Genomic DNA, 23,725 nt, shown 5'->3' on the forward strand with positions numbered 1-23,725 from the left:
CAGCGCGATCGTGTGGGGTGTCCACCCACCCGGTCGAAGGGCGCGCACGGTCAGGTCGCAGCACGTCTGGTCGACGGCACCGGCACGCATTGTCCAAGGCGGTGCGACTAACGTTCGACACTCAATTCCGCGGCCGAGACGAGGATGGGCGGTTCGGGGTCTATCAACGTCACCGGCCCCATTGCCGAGGTGAAGTCCGACCACAACCGGGTCGCCCGAAGAAGGCGCTGCGAGATCATGATCGCGGACCGATCGACGGAATCCACGAAATCAGCTGCTGCCAGTCTGACCGCGTTCGGCCACAGCTCGTTTCGTATCTCGGCCGCAGTCGGTTCGAAGGTGACGCCGACCGGCTCGGCGACCGGAACATCCGCCAGGCCGGCTTCGGGGTGCGGGCGCCGATGCCAGCGAGTCGACCCGTGGGTATGGGCGAGAACCAGTTCTCCGGCGTCGGTTCCGACAGTGATGGCGTGCATCAGGCGGGCGTAATTGTCGGGGTCGCTGGCGCAGAGTTCGTTCTGTATCAGCAGGTCGACGGTGACGTCGGCGAGCATCAGGCGCCCGGCGACGAACGGGCTAGGTCCGCCGTGCTTGGGCACCATGACCTGCGCAGGCGCCAGGGCGCCGACGACACTGCCGAGGATGGTGAACAAGGGGTAGGCGACATGGATGGCAGACCGGGCGTGAACGTAACGGATCCGCGCCACTTTGTCGAGCACCTTTGCAGCGCAGATGAATTGACGCATCGGCGCGACGCGGCTGTAGAAGTCGTTGACCGCGTAAAGCACTCGATTCATCTTGGCAACCCGCAACAGGGACAGCATCTCGTCCGGGTGTACGGGCTGTTCCTGCATCACATGGATGCCCCGGGCTAGCAACCGTTCACAAATCTGAACGCCGTCACCGCCCACCACCCCCGAGCGCACCACCACGAACGCCACGTCGACGTGCGGCAGGTCGTCCAGGTCCGTGTACAAGGCGATGCCGAGCCGGTCGGCCAACGCCGCCGACGCCGCCGATCCCGTGGAGACCAAACCGATCAACTCCACTGGGGAATCGGGCGCCGCCAACGCCTCGGCGTAGATTGCACCGAACGTCGCTCCGACCACGATGGCCTGCGGACGGCGCCGTGCACTCACAGCGAGCCTTCCTCAATCATCGGCGGCACCGAGTCTTCGACACACGCTATCTCGGCCTCCGGCACCACCGAGGTCAGATAGTTCATCACCGTGTGGGGCTCGTCGACCCGCCAGAACGGCCACACGCCTGCCGGTAGCTTTGCGATGTGTTCAGCCGCGAACGCCGCCGCCGCACCGGTGATGCGGTAACTGTCCGGACAGCGAAACGCGACGGTCGTGGCGCCGACGCTGCCGACGATCGCGAAGTAGGGCCGGCGACCGAACAAGTCCAGTTTGCCCGCGGCCAGCACGGCATCGAGGTCGGTGGTGTGCCGCCGTTCATCGTCGAGTGCCAGTAGCTGCATGGCCCGGGTGGTGCGCACACCGTCAAGTACGTTCAGCCACAACACCTCTGCGATGCTCAGATGTGCTGCCACCGAGATGGTCTCGGCGTCAAGATGGGGGTGTACGGTGACTGATTCCGAAAAGTATCGCGCCGGGGCGGGGTGGCTGTCGGAGCGACCGACGCGGTGAATCATGCCCTGGCGCAATGCCGCACCGGGATGACTGCTCGGATCCCCGAGGGCGGCCAGGTATTCCAGCACCGACGCAGACGTCAGGTGCTGCAGCCCACCGCACCATACGGTGATGCCGTCGTTCTCAGCGGTTCGGTGCACCGCGAGCATACGCAGCACAAGTCCTGAGACGCCGGGTTGCACACCGGCTTGCAGCACGACGGGAACGTCAGGCGCCGCGGCAGTGAGGCGGTCCAACAACGCCTGGTCGCCGCCGGGGTCGACGTACGGCACCCCGGCAGCGATGGCCACGCCGGCAACCACCTCGCTGAGACGGTGTGAGGGGCCCGCACAGTTGATCACGACGTCGTAGCCCGGCACCGCGGCGGCGACCGCTGCGGCATCGGTCAGGTCGAGGCAGGCGACCCCGACCGTGCCCGGCCCCGAACCCGTGGCGGCCGTGGCGACCTCATGCAGCGACCTCTCGTCGCGCCCGGCGATCACCAGCGATGTATCCGGACGTCGGGTCAGAACGTCGAGGCAGCTTCTTCCCACGGCACCGGTGGCGCCGAACAACAACACGTTCACGCGTCCGCGGCCCAGCAATCCACCAGCATCTTGGCGACGGATTGCGCGTTCTCGCCAGCCAGGCAATCGAAGTGGGTGCCGTCGATATCGCTGATCGTCAATTCTCCGAGGCAGTAGTCGGCCCAGAACGCGGTCATGTCTTCCTGCAGCGTCGGCAGGAAGTGGATGTCGCCGCGTTGCCGGAGGAAATGGATGTCGCCGAGGAACGGCTCGGCCGCACCATGCACCACGGCACGCAGGCTGTGAATGAAGATCGACCTGAGTTCGGTGAGCGACTCGACGTCCCATCCCGGACCCAGGACCCCTGACTCGGCCAGTAGCTTCATCCGTGGTTCCACGGCGTCCACGCTGCGCTCCAGGCTCGCCGCCAGCACGGGTTCTGCAGCACTGCGCAGGGCTCCCGCCGGAATCACGTCGACGTAGCGTGCCCTGGCTCGGGTGAACGCTCCGCGCACCGCGTCGTCGTCTACCTGCATTCCGAGGATCTCGGGTGAGACACCCAGTATCTGGGCGAAGCAGTAGTCGAGGATGTCATCGTCTTCGACGTCCATCGGAACCCGGTACGAGCTGACCACCGTCACCGTGCCGACGTCAATGGCGGCCTCTTCCAGCCGTTTCGCGATCTCGGCCGCCAGCAACCCTCCCATGCAGTAACCGAGCAGGTGCACCTTCTTCGGCGCGAGGGCGATGATCGGTTCGCTGTAACGGGCGGCCAGGGTGGTGAACAACTCCGCCGGCGCGATCTGCGAATAGCCGTCACCCGGCACCCGGCGCAACCCGTAAAGATCGGGGACTCGGTCTGCGGCCGCGAGCAGGTGCGGGGCCAGCTGGTCGTAGGGAGCCAGCCCCCCGCTTCCGTCGTGCACACAGATGGAGATCTCGGTTCCTGTGGTGAAGCCCTCCCCCGCACCGAGATACACCAGCGGCGACGCCGACTCACCGACCGCCTGCTCGGTTCGGTCGGCCGGGGATTTCAGCGCAGGCCGGCGCACCGCGTCGGCCGCCGCGACCAACGTGGGGTTGGACACCATCGCGCGAAGCAGATCGTCCCAGGCCAGACCGGAGGCTTCGGTGATCTCACGGCGAATCCGGCCGATCGCTTGAGCCATCAGCAGCGAGTCACCGCCGAGTGCGAAAAAGTCCGAGGTGGGCGAGATCCGGCTCGCATCCAAACCCAGCACCGATGCCCAGATTTCGGCGATACGAGTCTGCATGTTGTCCAGAACACCCGGCTGAGCAGCCGCCTCGCTGCCACCCGCGCGGGCCGCGGAGCGCAGCGCTTCCAGTTCGGCGGTGACCGCGCTCCGATCGATCTTGCCGTTGGGCGTCAGCGGCAGCGTCGCCAGCGAGATCAGTTGCTGGGGAACCATATAACCCGGCAGGACTTCCCGGGCACCCTCGATCAGCTCCGCGGGCCGCAGCGCGTGCGCCGGGGATGCCGAATCACACCAGAACACATGCTGGCCCAGCAGGGCCAACGGATGTTCCGGCGGCGGAAAGCTGTGGACCGCGCCGAACGGTGACCGCCCAAGAACATCGTGCCACTGCGCGTAGGTGAGAAAAGCTGAGTTGGTGCCCAGGCGCGCGTCGGTGAAGCCGTGCAAGCCTTCCTTGAATTCCATCGAGATCATCAGGGGATGGTTGACGGCCGTGGCGTCGATGAAAGCCAATGACCCGCCGGGTGCCAGGAGCCGGTGCAACGCACCGAGCGCGTCGTCGATGTTGACCGCATTGTGCAATACGTTGGCACAGACGATGGCGTCGAACGAGGCGGGGGCAAGACCCTGTTCGGCAGGCTGCCGATTGATGTCAAAGATTCGGTAGTCGATGAAGTCGTATTCCGCGAACAGGTTTCGCGCCCGCGCCAGGAAGAAGTTCGACACGTCGGTGAAGGTGTAGCGCACCGGGTAGGGCGCAAGGGCGGTGATCAGCCCCACGCTGGTGCCGCCCACGCCCGCCCCCACCTCCAAAACCCGCAGGGGCCGTGCGGCAGTCACCTGGCCGGCCCGGGCGGCTCGCGCCGTGAGACCGGACACCACCAGTTGGTTGGTATACCTACTGACCAGGTTGTCCCGGTAGGCCGCGGTTGCGGTGTCTACGGTGCCTTCGGGAAACAGGAGCTGAAGGGGATCGACGGCGCCTGCCAGCAGGCCGGGCAGCTGGTGGATGCATTCGCCGACATACGCCAGCAGGTCGTCACCGTAGTCGACCTCCGCGCCCAGCTCACGTACCCGCTGCCACTGAGCCGCACAATCGGAAAGTTCATATCGTTCAGCGAGTTCCAGGCTTGAACCCGGGTGCCTCATCACCCGGCCGTCATCGACCAGTGCGTCAAGCCAGCGGCGGAGCAGACGCTGCAACCGGTCGGGAAGCGACAAGCGCTCGGCCAACTCGTCGACGGTGAGGTGTTCGCCGGGGTGTACCGCCGGACCCAACGCCGCGCACATGCTCATCAGCGCGACTTCACGGGCGGCCGAGGCGAAGGCGAGCAGCTTCTCTACCTCCAGGCCCTCGGTCTGGTTCCGGTGGGTCTTGCCCAGGTCGCGCAGAACTTCGGCTGCGCTGCAACGGCGCTCGGCCTGCTCCTCGGGACCGGCGGCATCGGAGACCACCGCAGCTACCAGGATTCGATCTTGACGCGTGTCACCGATGGCGGCGCTCACCGCGGTCCGCACACCGGGCAGCTGGGACAGTGCCGAATCCACTTCTGCCAGTTCGATGCGGTGACCACGAATCTTGACCTGGTTGTCGCGGCGGCCGAGCAACTCGATCACGCCCTCGTCGATGACCCGGCCGTAATCGCCGGTTCGGTACAGCCGCTCACCTGAGACGGGGTGGGTGATGAATGCGGCCCTGGTGCGCAGCGGGTCGCCGAGATACCCCTGCGCCAGACCCACTCCCCCGATGTGTATCTCGCCCACTTGCCACCTGGCAGCCGGTTCACCGCGGTGGGTCAGGACGTGCACGCTCTGGTTGCGCATCGCCGTGCCGTACGGGACGCTGCGCGCATACCGGCGTACTTCCATGGGGTGGCAGATCGACCAGATGGCCGCCTCGGTCGCACCGCCGAGGCTCAGCATCGAAGCTCCGGGCGCCAGAGCGGCGATCTGTTTCGGCTGGGCCACTGGAATCCAGTCACCGGACAACATGATCCATCGCAGCGTCGGCAGGGTGTGGCCCTGACCGGCCTGGTCGAGCAGCAATTGCATCTGCGCTGGAACCGAATTCCAGAGCGTGACGCGATGTCTGGCGATCGCTTCGAGCCAGGACTGCGGATTGCTGCGGCCGCCGCCCGCGGCGAACACGATAGCGCCGCCGACAGCCAGCAGGCCGAAGATGTTGTACACCGACAGATCGAAGGTGTGCTGCGATACCGCGAGCACCGAGTCGGTCGCACCGACGCCGAGGCGGTCGTTCACATCGTCCAGGGTGTTCACCGCGGCGCGGTGACTTATCATGACGCCCTTGGGGATTCCCGTCGAGCCGGACGTGAAGATCACATATGCCGTGTCATCCGGCGTCGCCGGTGTGCGCTGCGGCTCAGGAGCGCTCCGGGGGAGCCAGGCCGCCGGGTCGGCGAGCAGATCGTCGATCCGCCCGCCCGGTTCACACAGTGCGGCCAGCGAACATTGCTCGGCAATCTGAGCGACCCGGTGATCCGGCCACAGCACGTCGAGCGGCACGTACGCCGCGCCGACCAGAACGGTGCCCAGGATCGCCGCCACCTGACGTGGCCCTTCCGGCAAGCGAATTCCGACATAGTCGCCGACACCCACACCGGACAACTCCGCGGCGACCGCGCGGGCGGCGGCCAACAGCTGGGCATATGTGGTGGCCTGATCGCCGTGCCAGATGGCCACCGCATCCGGCGTGCGTGCCGCCTGACGACAAAAACCGTTGTGCAGCAACGCGTTCTCGTCACACTCGGGCATGATCGCGGGCTCGGGGGCCACCACCGGTAGCACCGGAAGGTTCCAGGCCGCGGGATCGGTGCTCAGTGTCTGCAGCACCTGGCAAAAATCGGCGAAGGCACGGTCGAGCACCTCCTCGCTGATTCCCTCATCGCGGGTGTCCCAGTTGATCTCGCACGCGCCGTCGACCTCGAATATCTGGCAGTCCAACAGCACCTGGGGTGTCTGGCTCAGGCCCCGGCCTGGTATCGGGCGCAGGAAGGATGCCTTGGCCCCGACGTCCTGCCTGGTCGCGACACCCAGTGTCGAAGTCAGTACAACGGGCGAGTGTTCGCCCCGGTTCTCGTCGCTGCGGGCGAGCATGCGGGCGACCTCCACGCCACCGACGCTCGCGTGATCCATGTCCTCGAAGAGGCGGCCCCCGATCGTCCGAAGCGACTCACCGAAGGTGCGTTGTCCACGCACGTCGACTTCCAGCGCGCTGGTGCCGGTGAAGTCGCCGACCAGCCGACCGACCGCGGCGGAGAACGGGAAGCGGGCCATCGTCGTCAAGGTCAACAAGAAATGGTCGCGGTCGCCGTAGCGGCCCAGGACGGTGCTGAATGCCGCCGTCATCGCCACGCTCGCGGTGGCTCCGTGTTCAGTGGCGCGCCTGGTGAAAGTGGCGAATTGCTCCGGCGTCAACCGCATCGAGCGCCGCGTGAAGCTGGGTACGAGCGTTCCCGGCGAGTCGGTGTCGACCGGCGGCATCGGCAGCGCAATCGGTGGCGGAAGCTGCTCGAGCCGAGCTTGCCAATAATCCAGGTCCCGTTGCCGGCGCGTCGATCCGGCGAGCGAGTTGCGGTGCCGCGTGACATTCAACAGATAGTCGCGAAAGCTGAAATCGACAGGGGGCAAACAGTATTCGGGTTCGAGAAGGCATTGTCCGAAGTCGGTCATCAGGATGAAGATGCTGACGAAATCGGCGATCAGCAGATCGACCGACACGTGCACAACGGTGTCGTGCGCGCCGATGGTGACCACGATGTCGTACATCGGACCTGCACCGAGCGGGTAGGTACGATTCCTGAGTTCCTGGGAGATACGGGTGCGTTCGGCGGCGATGTGCTGCTCGTCTGAGCTTTCACAAACTGTCAGCCCATCGGGAAGGTCCGGGCAGACGACCTGGTAGCCGTCCGGATGCACCACGCAACGCAGCATGTCGTGGGTGTCGACTACCTTGCGCCACGCCGCCCGATACGCCTGCGCGTCCGGCCTGGCGATGCTGTGGTCGACCGCGAACTCCGCATAGCCGTGACAGCCGACACCGCCCCAGCGAAATGCCGAGGTGCGGCCGAGCAAATATGCGGCCTGCACGTCGGTCAGCGGGAACGGTTCGAACCGGTCCTGGGGCGCCCGCAATAGCGCTGTCTCACGAGTCAACTCAGCGATGACGGCTACTTTGGCGGCGGCCAACTGAGCCTTGAGTTCGGCATCCAGCACACCGTGTGGTGCCCGGTAACGCAGGTTCTCACCGTCCACCCACAGCTGCACGCCGCTGCCGCGCACCCGGGCTATCAGCTCCGCCGCGCTCATAGCACACCCTCTTCGATTTCGGCTTCGGTATCCACATGACTCGCGGTCTCCCCAGCAGGGGCGACGGTGGCCAGTTGGGCCGCGAATTCCCCGAGGACAGGGTGCTCGAACAGCAGCCGCAACGTCGCGGTGGCCGACACGTCCCGGCTGAGCTGCTCCACCACTCGGGTAGCCGTGGCGGAATCGCCACCGAGCAAGAAGAAATTGTCGCTCGCTTCGACCCGGGGCAGATTCAAGGCGGTGGCGCAGATCCGCAAGACCCGGTCGACGAACTCGTCACCGGTGCCCGGATCGTGCGGCTGGGCCGCCGCGGCCGGCGCAGCCCCGGCAGCGACCATGCCGGCTACCATCAGGTCGAGGTAACGGCGCGCGTCCGACGCCGAAACCGCTTGCGTAACAAAGTCCCACGACAACGACAGTGCCCCGGCGCGCTCCCACATCTGGAAATCCAGCACCGTCTGTGGAGTTTGCGAGAGTCCGAACACCAATTCACCGAAGTCGAAGGCCGACCGGCCCGACGTGTCCACTAGGCCGAGCCCACTGGTGAACACCACGGGAAACACCGCCTGCCCCGGAATCCCGTGGTGACGCAGTAATTCGCGCTGCAGCCAGACCGCGTCCGCGGCGCGATGCGGCAGATCGGTCAGCAGTTGCCGCTGCAGACGACGGGCCTGTTCCCAGAGCGACTCGGTCGCATCGACTTGGCACTCCAACAACAGCAGCGAGGTGAAATCGCCTATCACCTCGTCTATTCCGGGAACACCGTGGTCGCGGTCGAAGAGGGTGACATTGACGCAGAAATGTGTGGTGCCGGCCCACTGGGACAACACCCGCGCATAGCCGGCCAGCAGGAACGAGGCCGCCGTCACCCGCTCGACGCGGCAACGCTGGGTGATGTTTCGCCAATCATCCTGCTCGATAACGGCAGTTGCTCGTTCGAACACCGGCTTGTCGATATCCAGGAGCAGACCCAGGTCGGCCAGCTCCGGGGCCCGCGGCAATGACGGTAGGCGCGAACGCCAATAGTCGCGGCTGGACGCCAGCGCGGGCAGGTCCGCCTCGTCAGCGTCGGGCCACAACTCGGGGTGGCTGCCGACGTATTGTGCGAAAGACGTACGCAACGGTGGCAGTCCGTCGGCGCTGCCGCTGCGGTAGAGATGGTCGAGCTGCCCGAGCGCGATCATCATGCTGGTGCCATCCAGCATGATGTTGTCCATGCTGATCCCGACGATGGTTCTGCCGTCATCGGTGCTCTGGATCCCGAAATCGATGCCGGGTCGCGTCACGACGTCGATGACCTGGTCGCGCATCCGCGTCCGCACGTCGTCATAGTCGGATATCACGGGTTCGATCGGGGCCGGATGCACGACAGCGCACCGGGGCGAGGGCTCGCCGGGGGTCTCGGCGGTCACCGTGGTACGCAGCCCTGGGTGATAGGAAATGAGTTGCCGTACTGCCGTTTCGAACCTCGGGCGGTCGAAATCCGTCGCCTCGAACTCGAAGTAGCAGTGGGCCGCCACGCCGCTGAGCAAGAAACCGCCGTCCCGCCCGGCCAGATACGCGTGCTGGACGACGGTGAGGGGAACCTGTCCCTCGTCGAGTACCTGGCCCGCCTCCACCGACGCGGGGTGCGGGGCACTCGGGGCGCCGGCTTTCGCGACAAGCTGCGCGAGAACCGGGTAGTTGAACAGGTCGACCAGAGCCAGCCTGGTGAAACCGGCGGCCCGCAGGTCGGCATAGACGCGGGTCGCGACCAGACTATCCGCGCCGAGCAGGAAGAAGTCGTCGTCAGCGGTTGGCGTCGGAATGTTCAAATGGCGCTGCCAGATGCCGGCGATCGTGCCGAGCACCGACTCCTCGAGCGGGTATGCCGGCAACACCGATGTCGGTGCGACGTGAGCGCGTGGGGCCGGCCGGGAGCGCGTCCTGCGATGACGGCGGGCGACGATGGTCAGGCCGGGACCGTCCTGTGTCATCTGCTCCGGCTGCCAATGGTGTTGGGCTATGAATCGCCACCATTGGTCGGCCGCCCGCACTGACTCCGCTTCAGGCGCAAGCAGATCGGGATTCAGGACAGCCGCGCTGGCCAGGGTCGCCGACGTGATCTCACAGTTCTCGGCGACCCAGAGCCATCCGCCGTCCGCCACAGTGAGGACGTCGAGGACCGGCCCCGCGTCGGGCAGCTGGTGCAGCGATCCGCAACAGATCACCACATCCGCCTCTGCCCTCGTCAGCTGCTCAGCCGACTCCAGCTGGCGGATAGCCGTGTCGAAATGCCGACCAGAGGCGATCTCGGCCAGCACCGCATTGGGCTCGAAACACACATACTCGTCGACTACGGCGCCGACCAGCTGCGTAATGCGTTGGGATATCAATCCGGTACGGGAACCCACTTCCACGATCCGCAGGCGCCGGCCCAGGTGGCGGGCCTGCGCAAAGATGCGTTCGGCCAGATCGTCGAGCGCCTCCTGCAACCGGTCCTCGGCGAGCAGCATCGCTTCGGGCGCCAACTGCGGGTCGCCGACCAGGGTGTGCGGCGACGCCGCTCCGGTGACGATGTCAGCCAATCTGCGCGCCGCGCGCTCGATGTTTTGGCCCGCCGTCGCAACCTCTCCCCGTTGCTGCCAGCTCCGCAACAGGGGTGCGTACTGCGGACGGACCCGCTCGGCGTCGCAGAGACTGGCGGCCAGGCCGATCACTGCGCTCGCCCACCCGCCGTCAGACAGCTCGGATCGGGGACACGTCGAGGACGTGTACGACACGTCGCCGCTGCCCCCCGCGTGCCGGCGTACCGCCTGTTCGAACCGCAGGAACGCGACGGCCAGCGGTTCGTCGGCGACGATGCCGCCGGCTGTGTCCCAGCTGACCCGAATGCCGCCCATGTCGTCCTCGACCTGACAGTCCAACCACACTCCGGGAGTCTGGGTCAGTGTGGCGAAATTCAACAATTGGGCGCCCGAGTGCGGCGCGAGCCCGAGCGTGCTGGTGAATACCACCGGATAGCCGGGTGACCCGGCAGTACGCAGCGCGGCGAGCAGGCCGGTGGCGTCGCCGTCATCGGCGATGGCGCGCCACAGTTCGCGCTGTGCGGCGGTGACCGCGTCCAGCGAGCCGGGCTGGACGTCGCTGTAGTCGACCTCACACAGCGCAAGCCGGGTGAAGTTGCCCAGCACTTCACGGTCGACGGGTGCGTAGTCCGGTCGGTGGGTCTTGGGGACCACCACCGCAAATCGCTCCCCGGCGCCGATCGAGTGGAGCGCATCGGTGAATGCCTCGAAAACCAGCGCGGTCGGCGCGACCCTCTGCTGCGCTGCCCGGTCACGCAGTGCGGCCGACTCCAGCGGGCCCAGGTTGAAGGTCATCCGCTCGAATTCCACCCGCGCCCGCGAGCCGAGTGGCCGGCCAGCCAACGGCAGCACCGGCGCCGGCGCGCTGGCCTGCGGGTTGGCTGCCAGGCCGGCGTCCTGATTGTCGGCGGCGAAACGCGCGAAAACGTCTGCGTCGCAATCAACGTGACGCAACCGAGGGGTCTGCTGGTAGTCAGCGATGATGGTCGCGATGACGGTCGCCAGGCTGCGGGCGTCCAGGCTCAGGTAGTTGATCAGCAGGCCGACATAGCGCGAGGAGCCGGACAGGGCGAAACACCGGACGACCGGGACCGCCCGCGGATCGAACACCGCGCCGGCCATGTGCTTCATCAGCGACTCGGGACAGGTGCCGGCGACGACGTCCACCGGCACCGGCGGGGCGTCATGCACGCGTTGACTGGTGTCGTCGTCCAGGACACAGCGCAGTACCGCGAATTCAGCGACACAGTGGCTGACGACGGCACCGAAGCGGTCCAGGTCGACACTGTCTCCTGGCTCCTCGACTGCCAGCACGATCGAGAAAAATGTTGGCGCACGCGATGTTCCGTGCAGCCCGGCGCTGCCGAGCACATAAGCCTGCTGCAGCCGGGTGAGCGGAAAGGCACTGTTCTGCTGCACGCGAGGATGATCAGGCCCGGAGTCATGCGGTCGCGCACCGACGAGGCAGACCGAGCTGAATTCGCCGAGGGTCTGGTGCCCCAGAAGTTGCCCGACGTCAGCGCCGATCACTCCCCTGTTCTTCAGTTGCGCGACCACCTGCGTCGCTCGCAGGCTGTCACCGCCATGGGCGAAGAAGTTGTCGCCGCGGCGGGTGATCGCGGCACCGAGTACCTCCGACCAGACCCCGGCGACCACGCGTTCGACCGTGGTGAGATCGGTGGCCGACTGTCCGTCCCGCGCGGCCCGGGCGAATTCCTCCAATTCCTCGGCTACCCAACGGCGATCAACCTTGCCGTTACCCGTGAGCGGCAGCTCGGCGCCGGGCATGATCAGCCGCGGAATCATATACTGCGGCAATCGTTCTGCCAGGTAGCGCCGCAGCTCAACCTCCGTTGCATCGGTGAAACCCGCGATATCGCCGTTGCAGACGAGGATGGCACCTAGCGCCTTATTGCTTTGGATCGGCACCACCGCCGCGTTCTCCACCGACGGATACTCACGCAGCACGTGCTCGATCTCACCGCACTCCACCCGGTGGCCACCGATCTTGACCTGCGAGTCGATCCGCCCGAGGAACTGCAGGGTTCCGTCGTGCCAGTAACAGCCCAGGTCGCCGGTGCGGTACCACCGAATTCCGTTCTCGTCCAGCACGAATCGCTCGGCGGTCAGCTCCGGGGCGTTGTGATAACCCTGCGCGACGCCCGCTCCGCCGATCCACAACTCACCCGCTACGTAGTCAGGACGGTCGCGGCCGAAGTCGTCGACAACGCGGAACATCTGGTTGCACAGCGGGTACCCGTAAGGCACCGACACCCAGTCGGGATCGAGGTCAGCGGCCGGGGCCAGGACGAACTCGTTCGACCAGATCGCGGCCTCGGTGGCGCCCCCCATGGCGACCAGGCGTGCCCGGGGCGCCGCGTGATGCAGTCGTTTCGGCATGTCAAGCGGAATCCAGTCACCGGAAAGAAACACCGACCGAAGGCTGGGCAGCATGTCGCAGCCGCTACCCGCGGCGATCAACAACATGTCGAGCAGCGCCGGAACCGAATTCCACACCGTGACCGCGAACTCGTTGACCAGCGCATTCCAGTGGAAGGCATCCCGGCGGGACTGTTCGGAGATCATCACCAGGCTCGCACCGCAGCTGAGCGGGCCGAAAATGTCGTAGACGCTGAGGTCGAAGTCCAGCGCGGAGACCGCCAGCACGACGTCCGCCGCGCCCACCTCGTTACGGCGATTGACGTCCACTATCGTGTTCAACGCGGCCGCATGGGACACCAGTACGCCTTTCGGTTCACCGGTGGAGCCCGAGGTATAGATGACGTACGCGGTGTCCTCCGGGTCGATCCGAACCGGCTCCACCGCAACACATTCGATCATCGATTCGACGTCGTGTATCAGCGGTCCCGCGGCCGCGAGCTCGTATTGCCTCTCTTTCGAGCGGATCAATCCCGACATCCCGGAGATGGCGCAGATGCGGGCGAATCGATCCGCGGGCTGGTCAACTCCCACCGGGAGGTAACTGCAGCCGGCCATCAGCACCCCGAGTGCGGCGACGACCTGAGACGGGCCCTTGAGTAGCTGTATCCCGATGATGGAGCCCGGGGCGTGGCGTTGAACCAGGACTCCGGCTACGCGACGTGCGTGGTCGTCGAGCGCGCCGTAGGTCAGCTGTGGGTAGCGGGCCGCGATCGGATCGTGATCGGCGTCGGCTTCGAATTCGCCTGCGGTCCAGCGCAACGCGACTCTGCCCGGATCGTTGGTGGCCTGCTCGCGGAATGCGTCGAAGAGCAGTCCTTCCGGTCGCGCCGCCGATGTGGCGTTGCGCCGCTGACGTGTCGATCGGGAACGCTGGGGAAGCTCGATGACCGCCGGCGTCGACCAGTCATGGCCGCCAAAGCCTTCCAGCAGGCCGATATAGGCGTCGAACATGTCCGCAACGACACCGGTCGGGAAACAGCCCGCGCGGTAATCCCAGGACACGACCAGGTTGTCCCCCACGACGCCCACCTGGTTGTCGATGAGCACCTGCGGAGTCATCGAGGACACGTGGCCGACGGCACCGAGTGTGTCGACGTCGCGCGGGGGCAGGATCGTCGTGTCTCCCGCATAGGTGAACACCACGGGCGCGATGCCACTGTGGCCGGTGCCGGCCCGCAGCTGGGCGGCGAGCAGGTCGGTGGATTCGGGTCCGGCCAGCGCGGTACGCAGGCCGCGCTGTGCGCCGCGGACCCAGTCCGCCACGGTGGTCGGCTCCTGCTGCGCGCAGCGGTAAAGGTGGGTCCGGGTGAAATCGCCGATCACGTCCGAGATGCCGGGCGGGCGTCCGAAAGTGGTGACATTGACCAAGAAGTCCTCGGCACCGCTCCAGTGCCGCAGCACCAGCGAGTAGGCGGCCAGGAACACCGCGGCGCGGGTGACGCCGTGAGTCCGGCAGTGTTCGTCCAGCCCCACCATCGCGGCGGTGTCCAGCGTGTGTTGCCGGCGCCGGAAGACGATGTCGCGCTCTTCGGCCCACGGCAGTTGAGGGCATTCGGGCAGTGCTTCGATCGAGTCCGACTGCGGCGCCGAAGGAGGCCGGACGGTGGCCCACCCATCACCGAATTCGGTTGATAGCGAGGGCAATTGATCACCACGATACAACGCCGCCAGATCACGGAGGAGTATACCGATACTGCTCAGGTCGGCAATGATCAGATTGATCGCGAAGTGCAGGACGCAACGATCGGGCAGCCGGGTCAGTTCGACTCGCCATGTGTCACCGGTCTCGATGTCGAATCGATGAGCACGCAGCCTGGTGCGGACCTCATCGAGATGAAGTCGTCGCCTCGCGTCGCCACAGTCGGTCAGGTCGTGTACCGGCACTGGAACATGGCGGTTCTCTGGGTCGATGCAACAGCGGTCCGGGTCGGGAAACATGCTGCGCAGCATGGGATGCCGGCGCGCGAGGGTATCGAGAGCGGTGTTGAGGCGTCCCGGATCGATCGTGGCGCCGTCCAGTTCGAAGTACGTCTGGCAACCCACGCCGCCGAGTGGTTGCTCGGTACTGCGTCCGACCCAGTAGGCGCGCTGCAGCGCGGTGGTCGCGAAGGGGTCCGGGACGTCGTCGTGCGGAAGGTGGACCGGACTCCGCTGCGCGCCATCGTAGAGTTGTTGCCAGTGGCGCAGTGTGGGTTCGGCGTATAGCGCAGCGAAGTCCAGATGCCGTGACCGGGTGACGGCCCACTCGACAACCTGAGCGGTCATCACCGACGTCAGGCCAAGCGCGATGAGATCGGTGTCGCCGTCGAGGTCGTGCACGTGAACGCCGAGCAGGGCCGAAACGCATTCGGCAAGTTCGGTCACCGGCGGCTGCGGGCGCGATCGGTCCGACTTGACCGACGCCTCATAGAGGACGTCGAAGTGTCCGGCCTCGAGCATGCTCAGCGCCTTGCGCCGTCTGATCTTGCCGGACGTCGTTCTGGGTAGCACGCGTGGACGCACCCAGATGATGCGTTCCGGCGCGGTCTGGTGCGCCGACAGGATCCGGCGTCGTAGCACTCGGCTGATATCGCCGAGATCTTCGGCGGGATCGGCGGTTTCGACGATCAGCCACCAGCTGTCGGAGGTCTCGGGTTGCACTGCGCACGCCCCGCCGCTGTCGACTCCGCAGCGCGCTTCTTCGACGGTCGACTCGATGTCATTGGGGAAGTAGTTGCCGCCGCCCACGATGATCAGGTCGCGGTAGCGACCGCAGATAAACAGCTCACCACCGCTGAAGAAGCCCGCGTCCCCCGTCCTCAAATAGGGTCCGGCGCCGGCTACGGTGGTGGCCCCGAAGATTTCGGCCGTCACCTCGGGTCGACGCCAGTAGCCGTCCGGCAGTCCCTCTCCACCTACCCAGATCTCGCCCACTTCGCCGTCCGGCACGACGGTGCGGCGCTCCGGGTCGACGATGCGCACATCCCAACCCAGAGTGCTGTCACCACAACTGACCAACGTCCGGGTGCGGCGAGCCTCCGCAGACGACGAAACCTCGACCGCGCGGCCGCGATTGAGGTGCTCGGAATCAAAGCTTGCCTGCACCCAGCGGCGAGGCTTGACGGTTCCCGCTACGCCGAGACCCGCCTCGGCGAGACCATACTGGGGCACCAAGACGTCGTCTCGCAGTCCGGCCGACCGAAACTTCTCCACGAAGCCGCTCAACGTGGACGGGCGCACCGGTTCTGCGCCGTTGGTGGCCAAGTGCAGGCAGGAGAGATCTAGATCGGCCACCGCTGCGTCATCGAACGCATCAATGCAGAGCCGGTAGGCGAAATCAGGGCCGGCAATCCAGTTGCCGCGCACGCGATCGACGGTTTCCAGCCAGATTCTCGGGCTGCGGACGAAATCGAAGGGGGGATGAGCGTCGCGCTGCCGCCGGTCGTGAGCGCGAGCATCACCCCCCAGAAAATGCCCATGTCGTGATAGAGCGGCAGCCAGCTGACGGTGTGGATGTCCTCATTGCGGTTCCACATCGCCTCACCGCAAGTCCGTTGGTACATCACCGACTCATGGGTGTTGACAATGCCCTTCGGCTCACCCGTGGAACCCGACGTGTACTGCAAGAACGCGATGTGCCGCATCGGTGACGCCGGGTCGGCCGGTGGCCGCTGTGCGGCCACGGCCGGCGAGTCCGGCGTCCGCAGGGTAAGCCCACCCAAGGCAGGATCGGCTCCGATCACATCGACGAGTTCGGGGCTGGTGTAGACCGCGGCCGGCTCGCAGTCCTGCAAGATGTGATGAGCCCGACGCAGAAACCGTTCGGGCGCGTCCGCCGCGGGCAGATACAACGGAACCGGAATGAGCCCGGCTTCGAGGGCGGCGAGGAATCCAGCGACGTAGTCGCCATCGCCGGCCTGTGCCATCACTACCCGCGAGCCGCACGGCAGGTCAGCGAAGGCACCATCGCGGATCTGGCTGACCCGCTCCCACAGCCGTTGATAGGACCACACGTCCGGTGCGGCCGCCCGCACCATGCGAACCGCGACCGCATCCGGGCGTCGCTCGACCCAATCGGCGATTACCTCGTTGATGCGCAGGGCGCCGATCGGCGCGCTTAGCCGGTTATGCACGAACTGAGCCCTTTCGGTTCCAGGCGTCGCCATCCATCCCAGTCGCCGTGGACCCGACCCAAATATATTGAATATATTGCTCCGGTCCTGGGCGATCCGGTTACTGCTCTGGGGCTATCTGCTGCAGACGGTTGTTCGCTATGACACTGAGACCCCTTCCCACTGGTGGACTCCGCGACGCGGCTCCGCAAGGTTTGACAAACCTAAGTCCCGCAGGCAATTTATAACATGAAAATCATGTTCAACAAGGACGCTCCTGCAAACGATGTGCAACAAGGCTGCTTCAGACTAGCGCTGCCTGCTAGCCCGGCGGCAACCCTCGACGGACCACAGCAACGTCGCTGAACGTCCCTGCATCAATGCGTGACGACCTTTGAGACCCATGTTGGAAATCGCGGTTGGCCGGCGGGCCCATCGTCCCGAAGAGTCGAGGAGAGTGCGACATGTCGTTCGTCATCGCGGTACCTGAACTGGTGCAGGGCGCAGCCCAGGATTTGGCCGGCATCGGTTCATCGCTGGCCGAGGCATCGGCGAGCGCATCCGGATCCACGACGGCAGTTGTGGCCGCGGCGCAAGACGAGGTCTCGATCGCGATCGCTGAGCTGTTCGGTGACTTAGGCCAGCAGTTTCAGGCCGTCAACGCCCACGCGCAGAGTTTTCATTCGCAGTTCGTCAACGCCGTGAACTCCGGCGCAGGGGCCTATGTCAGCGCCGAAATCGCCAACGCCCAAAGGACTTTGATGGGCGGCGCCTCCGGTGCACCAGCTGCCGCAGCCGCCGGCATCGACCCCATCACCCGCTGGGAGCAGGTCCTCACGACGACATCCCAGAATGCCCAGAAGGTATTCGGCGCCTGGGACGCCGGCATAGCTACGCTGGCCGGTGGCGTCTCAACCGGGTTGAACCAGCTTGTCACCAACCCGGCCGGGTTCTTGGCGAACCTGCAGGTCGCAGCCCAGTCGGTGCCTCTGGTCGGCGCGCCCAACGAGGTCGCGGCGGCGGTCGTGCAAAACACCTTGGGTGGCATCACGCAGTCGAGCGGCACCGAGATCGTTGACGTTTTCGACGTACACGTCCAGTTGTACGACGGTCTCATGGAGGGGTTCCTCAGCAGCGGACCGGCGGGCGGGTTACTCGCTGGCGCCTTGAATCTCACTGCTTCGCCGTTGAGTGGGCTGCTCATAGGCGCGGTGGGTCCGTTCGTCAGCCCGGGCGTCGCGGCGCTCAACAGCGCGGGCGGCATCCTGGCCGATATCACCGGCGGCAATCCGATGGGGGCGCTCAACGGCTTGATCAACACGCCGGCCAACGTCGTCGACGGGTTCTTCAACGGCGCCACGCTGAACCTCAACCCGCTCGCACCATTGGTTAACCAACTCTTCGCCGGCCCCGGCTCCGAGGAACAAGTCACTGGCGTGAGCCTCGGCTTCGGCGGCTTGTTCAGCCCGGGACAGGTGGTTACCGGTGCCAGCGGGCCGCTGTATGAAGGGGTTGGCGGCTCTTTGCTGAACTCGGTGGGTCTGCAGCTTGCCGTCAACTCGGACGACTTTGTGGGCGTATTGCCGATTCCCGCCCTCGGAGTGGGTCCCATTGCCGCCACAGCTAACCTGTTCAACGTTGTCGGGCGGGCGTTGGGCGGTACGCTGCTCGGCTAGTTTGGTCGATGCCGGCAACGGATCTCGGGTTGGTCGAATCTGTTGCCGGCATCGCCGCCGAACGTTGCGGGCAGCGGCGGACGGTTGACTACCCACACCGAGCGCTGGCACGGAAGGCGACTTGATGAGCAATACGGCGCCCGAACTGGGCGACGTCCAGGAGACGTTGCTGATTCCGCTGTACGCGCGGGCCTGTGACGCGACCGCGCGGCGTTCGGTGCTTGCCGACCTCCGTGCGCGCGAACTCGTCGATGCCATCGACTACGACTTCACCAAGTTCCGCGGCTCGTCATTGTCCGGATCGGTGTCCCGATCATCCATATTCGACGGCTGGGGGGCGCAGTTCTTGCGCGAGCATCCCGCTGGAACGGTCGTCGAACTCGGGACCGGCCTGAACACCCGGTTCGACCGCCTCGACAACAAACAGGTGCACTGGTTCGACCTGGACCTGCCCGACGTGATCGAGCTGCGCCGCCACTTCTTCAGTGACAGCGAGCGCTGCACGATGATTGCCGGTTCTGTGCTCGACACCGATTGGTTCGACACTGTGGCGGCCGCGCCGGGGCCCTACCTGTTCCTGTGCGAAGCCGTGCTGATCTATCTCAGTGGCGAGGAAGTACGCCGCGTCCTGACTCAACTTGGTCAACGGTTCCCGGGTGCGTTGATCGGCTTCGACACCGCCGGCCGGCGGATGGTGGACAACCAGGATCGCAATCGCTCGCTGGCGCAGGTGAGCGCTCGGCTGCAGTGGGTGTGTGACGATCCTCGGGAGATCGAGGGCTGGGGCCCGCAGCTGATCGACACCCGGACCCTGGCCAAACCGCAACCGGAGATCGCCAAAACCTGGCCGCCCCAACGCCGCTACGGCATGCCGCTGCTGGCGCGACTGGCGCCGTCGATGGTCAACACCTACAAGTTCAACTTGTTCAGACTCCCGACAACGCCTTGATCTCTGCACCTCCGGGCTTGTCACTCCGGGTGGTGAGCTGATGCTTGCCCTCATGATGACGCTGTCGGGACTGGCGCTCGTCGAATCGCTCAACGTCCTCAACCTCGGTGCCACTTCGGCGATCATCTACGACAGCCGACTGCATCGCCGCTCTCCGCTGCCTGGCGGTCTCAGTTTCATCGCCGGCCTGTTCGCCGCGACCGCGGCCCTCGGCATCGCCGTGGTATTCGGTGTCGACGTGCTGACTCGGCTGTCCTCGTTCGAACTGACCCCTACGCTGCGCTACCGCAGCGAGCTGGTCGTCGGTGCGCTGCTTGTCGGTGTGGCGTGTTATCCCGCGGCGGCCCGAAAAGCCGCGCCGCACTGGGCATTCACCGTGATGCGACAACGGCCGTGGCTGCTCGGGTGCGTCGGATCTGCGCTGGGTTTCGGCCAGGCGGCGACCGACGTGGTCTATCTGGGCGCGCTGGCGATGCTGAGTGCCCATCACCCCCGGCCGTGGTTCTGGCCACTATTGGTGATTGGGTACTGCGCTGTCGAACTCGCACCACCGGTGCTGGTGCTCCTGCTGGCGACCAGACCCACACCACGAGCGCAACGCGTGCAACGCACGGTGACGCGCGTGATCACCCGATACGGGCCACGTCTGGTGCGAGCGATGTGTGTGGTGGCCGGGGCTGCTCTCGTCGCCGACGCGTTCCGGCACAGTCAGCACCTCTGGTAACGCGTCCCGAGCCGCTCGTCACCGACGGTCACGTTGGGTCCGAGGTGGACAGCGGTTCGGGCCGAAGCTGCCAGCCCAGCGCACCCAGGCGTTCCTCCCAGAACCGGGCGTAAGTTCCACCGGCGCCGAGCAATTCGTCGTGACGTCCCCGTGCAGTTATTCGCCCGCTTTCCAGAACCAGGATCTGGTCGGCATCCATGACGGTCGAAAGCCGATGTGCCACAACAACAACAGTTCGATCCCGCGCCAACTCGTAAATCGCGTCGGCCACCGCGGCCTCGTTGACGGCATCCAATGCCGCGGTGGCTTCGTCCAGCAACACCACCGGAGCATTCTTGAGCAAGGCACGGGCGATGGCCACCCGCTGTCTTTCCCCACCGGAGAGGGCCGATCCCCCTTCGCCGACCCGTGCGTCCCAGCCGTCAGGCAATCGGTCGATCACCTCGTCGAGGCGCGCGATCGCGGCCACCCGACGCAGTTCGGAGTCGGCGGCGTCAGCATTGGCCATCCTCAAGTTGTCGGCGATGCTGCCATCGAAGAGGTACGCATCGTCGAAGACCTGCGCGGTCATCCGCGCGACCTTACCGGTGCCCAGTTCGCGCACATCGTGGCCGCCGAGCATGATGCTGCCGTCGTCGACCTCGAAGAATCGGCTGATCAGCCGAAGCACCGTCGTCTTCCCCGAACCCGAGGGGCCCACGATCGCGGTGAGGCTGCCACTGGGGATCGTGGCATCGATACCCTTGATCACGACCTCATCCGGCCGGTAGCCGAAACGCACTTCGCGCAGGGCGATGTCGGCGCCGGCAGGCGAGACGTCACCATCGGGTTCCGGAAGGGCCGGCACCGCCAGCAGCTCGCGCACCCGCACGATCGCGTCGGCGGTGACCTGGACATGGCCGGACAGATCGCCCAGTTGCGCCAGTGGATCGATCATCCGCAGCGTGATGATCAGCAATCCGATCATCGTCGGTAAGGCCATTTCACCGCGCAGCGTCAGCCAGACCGCGAGCGCGATAACCATCGTCACGACCAACTGCATGGTGCCGAAGCATCCGATCAGACCCCAGGCCCCGCGGATGGTCAGCCGGGACTGCGAATGTTGTTGGCGGGTAAGGGACTCTTCCAGTGTGCCGAGTTCCCGGCGGTTGAGAACGCCATAGGCACGCAGGGTCGGCTGCAGCCGGGCGTATTCCACGATCCGCGAAGCTGTGGCACCGATGTCGTGTTCGTACTGACCGTCGTTGCGCGCCACGATGCCCATGTACATCCGCAGCGACAGCGCGCACAGCAACGCACCGACCGTCAGGGCCGTCCCGATGCGCCAGTCGAACAGATAGCTACCGATGATCAGGGTGAGCGGAGCAGTGACACCGACGATCACGTGCCGAAGCAGATGAGCGGGGAAGTCCGCGACATCCACCGCGTCTTTGGCGACCAGTCGTCCCACCGGTCCGGTCCGATCGGCACCGAACCAGCCGATCGGCAAGGTAGCCAGATGGTTTCCGATTCGGGTGTGGAAGCCCGTAAGCACGCCGGTGCCGACCACATATGCGAGCGATGTGCTCCACGCCAACAATCCGTGATGGACAGCGACCGTCACGGTGATCGCCGCGATGCAGCGCCACAACTGGTCCTGATCGGCAGGTCGGTCGAAGACAATCTCGATTAGAGCAACGACGAACAGAAAACCGAGCCCCTGCAAGATCCCCTGGGCGGCCTGCAATGCCAGCATCGTGCGCAGCTGACGTCGTCCACGGGCATCAAGCAGATCGAGCAGGTAGCGGATGATGATGGTCATCGGCCCAACTCCAGTCGCTCGGCGACACCGTGTTCGGCGCCGCGTTCCCGCTCCCATAACCCCGCATAGATTCCGCTGCGCGCCAGGAGTTCTGCATGCGTACCGTGTTCGGCGACCCGTCCGCCCTCCAGCACGACGACGGCATCGACTCCCCGAATCGTGTTGAGCCGGTGGGCGATTACCAGCACGGTCCGTCCTCGTGCGACTTCGCTGAGCGCCTCCTGGATGCGGGCCTCGTTTTCCGGATCGGCGCTGGCGGTAGCCTCGTCGAGGACCAGGATCGGCCGGTCGGCCAGAATCGCCCGCGCGATGCACACGCGCTGGCGTTCGCCCGCCGACAGCGCCGCGTCTTCGCCGACCACCGAGTCCAGCCCGCGCGGCAGGTTGTCGAGCCTGGCCAAAATCTGGGCTTTCGCCGCAGCGTCACGCACCGCCGCGTCGTCCACCTCCGGGCGACCGAGGCGGATGTTGTCACGAACGCTCATCGCCGACACCAGGTGCGAGTCCTGAAAGACGAAGGCGACGTGCTCGTACAACTGCGTGGGGTCGATGCTGCGCAGATCGACTCCGTACAGTTCAACCGCACCTTCGCACGGGTCGTCGAACCGGGGCAGCAGCTTGGCCAAGGTGGACTTGCCGGCACCCGACGGGCCGACCAACGCGGTGATGGTGCCACGTTCGAGGCACAGGTCGATCCCGTCGAGCGCGACGGTGTCACCGTAGGTGACCCGCACGCCGCGCATCCGCACCACCGGCCCCTCCGACCGCGGGTTGAGCTGCACGGGATGGTCCGGTGTCGGCAACTCCGGGGTGGACAGCAGGTCAGTGATCCCGCGGTACACCTTCAGGGCGGTGACCAACGGGTGCACGGACATCAGCAGGGTCATCCACCCGGCGGTGATGACGGTGCCGAAAACCAGGAATGCCACGAAGTTCACTCCCGACAGCTCCCCGTCGACGGTCAGGATCCCGCCCGTCGCCGCAACGACCAACAGAATGCTCGGGGGCGACAGCAAGATCTCGGCAATGACTCCGGCGACACTCGTGGATTTGGCCCAGTCGTAGAAGAAGTGCGCGAACGCCCGGGATGTCTCCTGGAACCGGCGACTGGCCGCGCCGGGCGTGCCGAATGCCTTCACCACACCGATGCCGTTCACGAATTCCACCGCAGCGCTGTTCAGTCGCACCAGCCAGTCCATGAACTCCGGATACTTCGTTCCAGCACTGGCCATCGCACGTTGGTAAGCGATGATTCCGGCGAACACCGGAAGCAGGGTCGCCAGTGCCATCCGCCAGTCCAGCACGCAGAGGTAGATGATCGCTGCCAGCGGCGGTACCGCCGCCGCGCTGAGTTCGACGATGGAATGCGCGACAAGCCGGTGCAGGGCCGCAACGTCGTCTTCTACGGCCTTCTTGACGATGCCGGAGTTGCGTTCGCTGAACCAGCTCAGGGGCAGCCTGCTCAGTTTGACCAGCAGTTCGCGACGGACGCGAAACGATATCTGGATGTCGGCCAGATGCGTCATCACTCCGGCGGACAGGACACCTAGTTGCTTTACGGCGAGCGCGACGACGGCTACGACGATGACGGGCCAGACATCGGTATCACCCGCCAGCAGACGTCGGGTCACTTCCACGACCGCGATCAGCGGCGCCATCCCGGCCAGGGAGCTGACCGCCGACAACACAGCGCAGGCAGTCAGTGTCACCCAGGCTGACTTGAGAATCGAGGGCGGCCGTCCAGATGTCGATGATCCCCTTCGTCGTT

9 protein-coding genes and 1 pseudogene are annotated in these 23,725 nt (G+C 65.8%); 3 read left to right on the forward strand and 7 right to left on the reverse strand.

Features of this window, described 5'->3' with window-relative positions:
• Window positions 1–107: 107 nt before the first annotated feature.
• The 5 genes and pseudogenes from JX552_RS21305 to JX552_RS34240 all read right to left on the reverse strand — a co-directional run.
• The gene (locus tag JX552_RS21305; RefSeq protein ID WP_241010660.1) at window positions 108–1,139 is read right to left on the reverse strand and encodes a Gfo/Idh/MocA family oxidoreductase; all 1,032 of its coding nucleotides are present in this window, start codon (window positions 1,137–1,139) and stop codon (window positions 108–110) included.
• Window positions 1,136–2,221, reverse strand: a complete 1,086-nt coding sequence (locus tag JX552_RS21310) for a saccharopine dehydrogenase NADP-binding domain-containing protein (protein WP_205873879.1) — start codon at window positions 2,219–2,221, stop codon at window positions 1,136–1,138. Before JX552_RS21310 ends, JX552_RS21305 begins: the two co-directional genes overlap by 4 nt.
• Window positions 2,218–7,707: a non-ribosomal peptide synthetase gene (locus JX552_RS21315; protein WP_205873880.1), complete on the reverse strand. Its 5,490-nt coding sequence runs from the start codon at window positions 7,705–7,707 to the stop codon at window positions 2,218–2,220. Before JX552_RS21315 ends, JX552_RS21310 begins: the two co-directional genes overlap by 4 nt.
• The gene (locus JX552_RS21320) at window positions 7,704–15,155 is read right to left on the reverse strand and encodes an amino acid adenylation domain-containing protein (protein WP_431196002.1); all 7,452 of its coding nucleotides are present in this window, start codon (window positions 15,153–15,155) and stop codon (window positions 7,704–7,706) included. Before JX552_RS21320 ends, JX552_RS21315 begins: the two co-directional genes overlap by 4 nt.
• A 57-nt stretch (window positions 15,156–15,212) precedes the next feature.
• A pseudogene (locus tag JX552_RS34240) lies at window positions 15,213–16,861 on the reverse strand (AMP-binding protein); the annotation flags it as partial.
• A 410-nt stretch (window positions 16,862–17,271) separates the two neighbouring features.
• Here JX552_RS34240 and gjpA point away from each other — a divergent pair.
• The 3 genes from gjpA (at window position 17,272) to JX552_RS21335 (ending at window position 20,156) form a co-directional block, all read left to right on the forward strand.
• Window positions 17,272–18,483 (forward strand): outer membrane porin GjpA, encoded by a 1,212-nt coding sequence (gjpA, locus tag JX552_RS21325; protein ID WP_205873881.1) that lies wholly within the window; start codon window positions 17,272–17,274, stop codon window positions 18,481–18,483.
• Between the two features lie 124 nt (window positions 18,484–18,607).
• Window positions 18,608–19,432 (forward strand): class I SAM-dependent methyltransferase, encoded by an 825-nt coding sequence (locus JX552_RS21330; RefSeq protein ID WP_205873882.1) that lies wholly within the window; start codon window positions 18,608–18,610, stop codon window positions 19,430–19,432.
• 40 nt (window positions 19,433–19,472) lie between these two features.
• Window positions 19,473–20,156: a GAP family protein gene (locus JX552_RS21335; protein ID WP_205873883.1), complete on the forward strand. Its 684-nt coding sequence runs from the start codon at window positions 19,473–19,475 to the stop codon at window positions 20,154–20,156.
• Window positions 20,157–20,184: 28 nt separating this feature from the next.
• Here the strand turns inward: JX552_RS21335 and JX552_RS21340 are convergent, their stop codons facing one another.
• Together JX552_RS21340 and JX552_RS21345 are read right to left on the reverse strand one after the other, a co-directional pair.
• Window positions 20,185–21,957, reverse strand: coding sequence for an ABC transporter ATP-binding protein (locus tag JX552_RS21340; RefSeq protein ID WP_205873884.1), 1,773 nt, complete (start codon window positions 21,955–21,957; stop codon window positions 20,185–20,187).
• Entirely contained in the window at window positions 21,954–23,666 is a 1,713-nt protein-coding gene (locus tag JX552_RS21345; RefSeq protein ID WP_241010663.1) for an ABC transporter ATP-binding protein, read from the reverse strand. The genes JX552_RS21340 and JX552_RS21345 overlap by 4 nt, the downstream gene beginning before the upstream one ends.
• Window positions 23,667–23,725: the final 59 nt, after the last annotated feature.

This window comes from Mycobacterium gordonae (genome assembly GCF_017086405.1).
In the GTDB taxonomy this organism is placed as follows: domain Bacteria; phylum Actinomycetota; class Actinomycetes; order Mycobacteriales; family Mycobacteriaceae; genus Mycobacterium; species Mycobacterium gordonae_D.

What these genes read in the sequence shown, in the direction of transcription:
- gjpA (WP_205873881.1), top strand. Translation starts at nt 17,272, where the DNA reads ATGTCGTTCGTCATCGCGGTACCTGAACTGGTGCAGGGCGCAGCCCAG.
- JX552_RS21315 (WP_205873880.1), bottom strand. Translation starts at nt 7,707, where the DNA reads ATGAGCGCGGCGGAGCTGATAGCCCGGGTGCGCGGCAGCGGCGTGCAG.
- JX552_RS21335 (WP_205873883.1), top strand. Translation starts at nt 19,473, where the DNA reads ATGCTTGCCCTCATGATGACGCTGTCGGGACTGGCGCTCGTCGAATCG.
- JX552_RS21320 (WP_431196002.1), bottom strand. Translation starts at nt 15,155, where the DNA reads ATGCTCGAGGCCGGACACTTCGACGTCCTCTATGAGGCGTCGGTCAAG.
- JX552_RS21340 (WP_205873884.1), bottom strand. Translation starts at nt 21,957, where the DNA reads ATGACCATCATCATCCGCTACCTGCTCGATCTGCTTGATGCCCGTGGA.
- JX552_RS21330 (WP_205873882.1), top strand. Translation starts at nt 18,608, where the DNA reads ATGAGCAATACGGCGCCCGAACTGGGCGACGTCCAGGAGACGTTGCTG.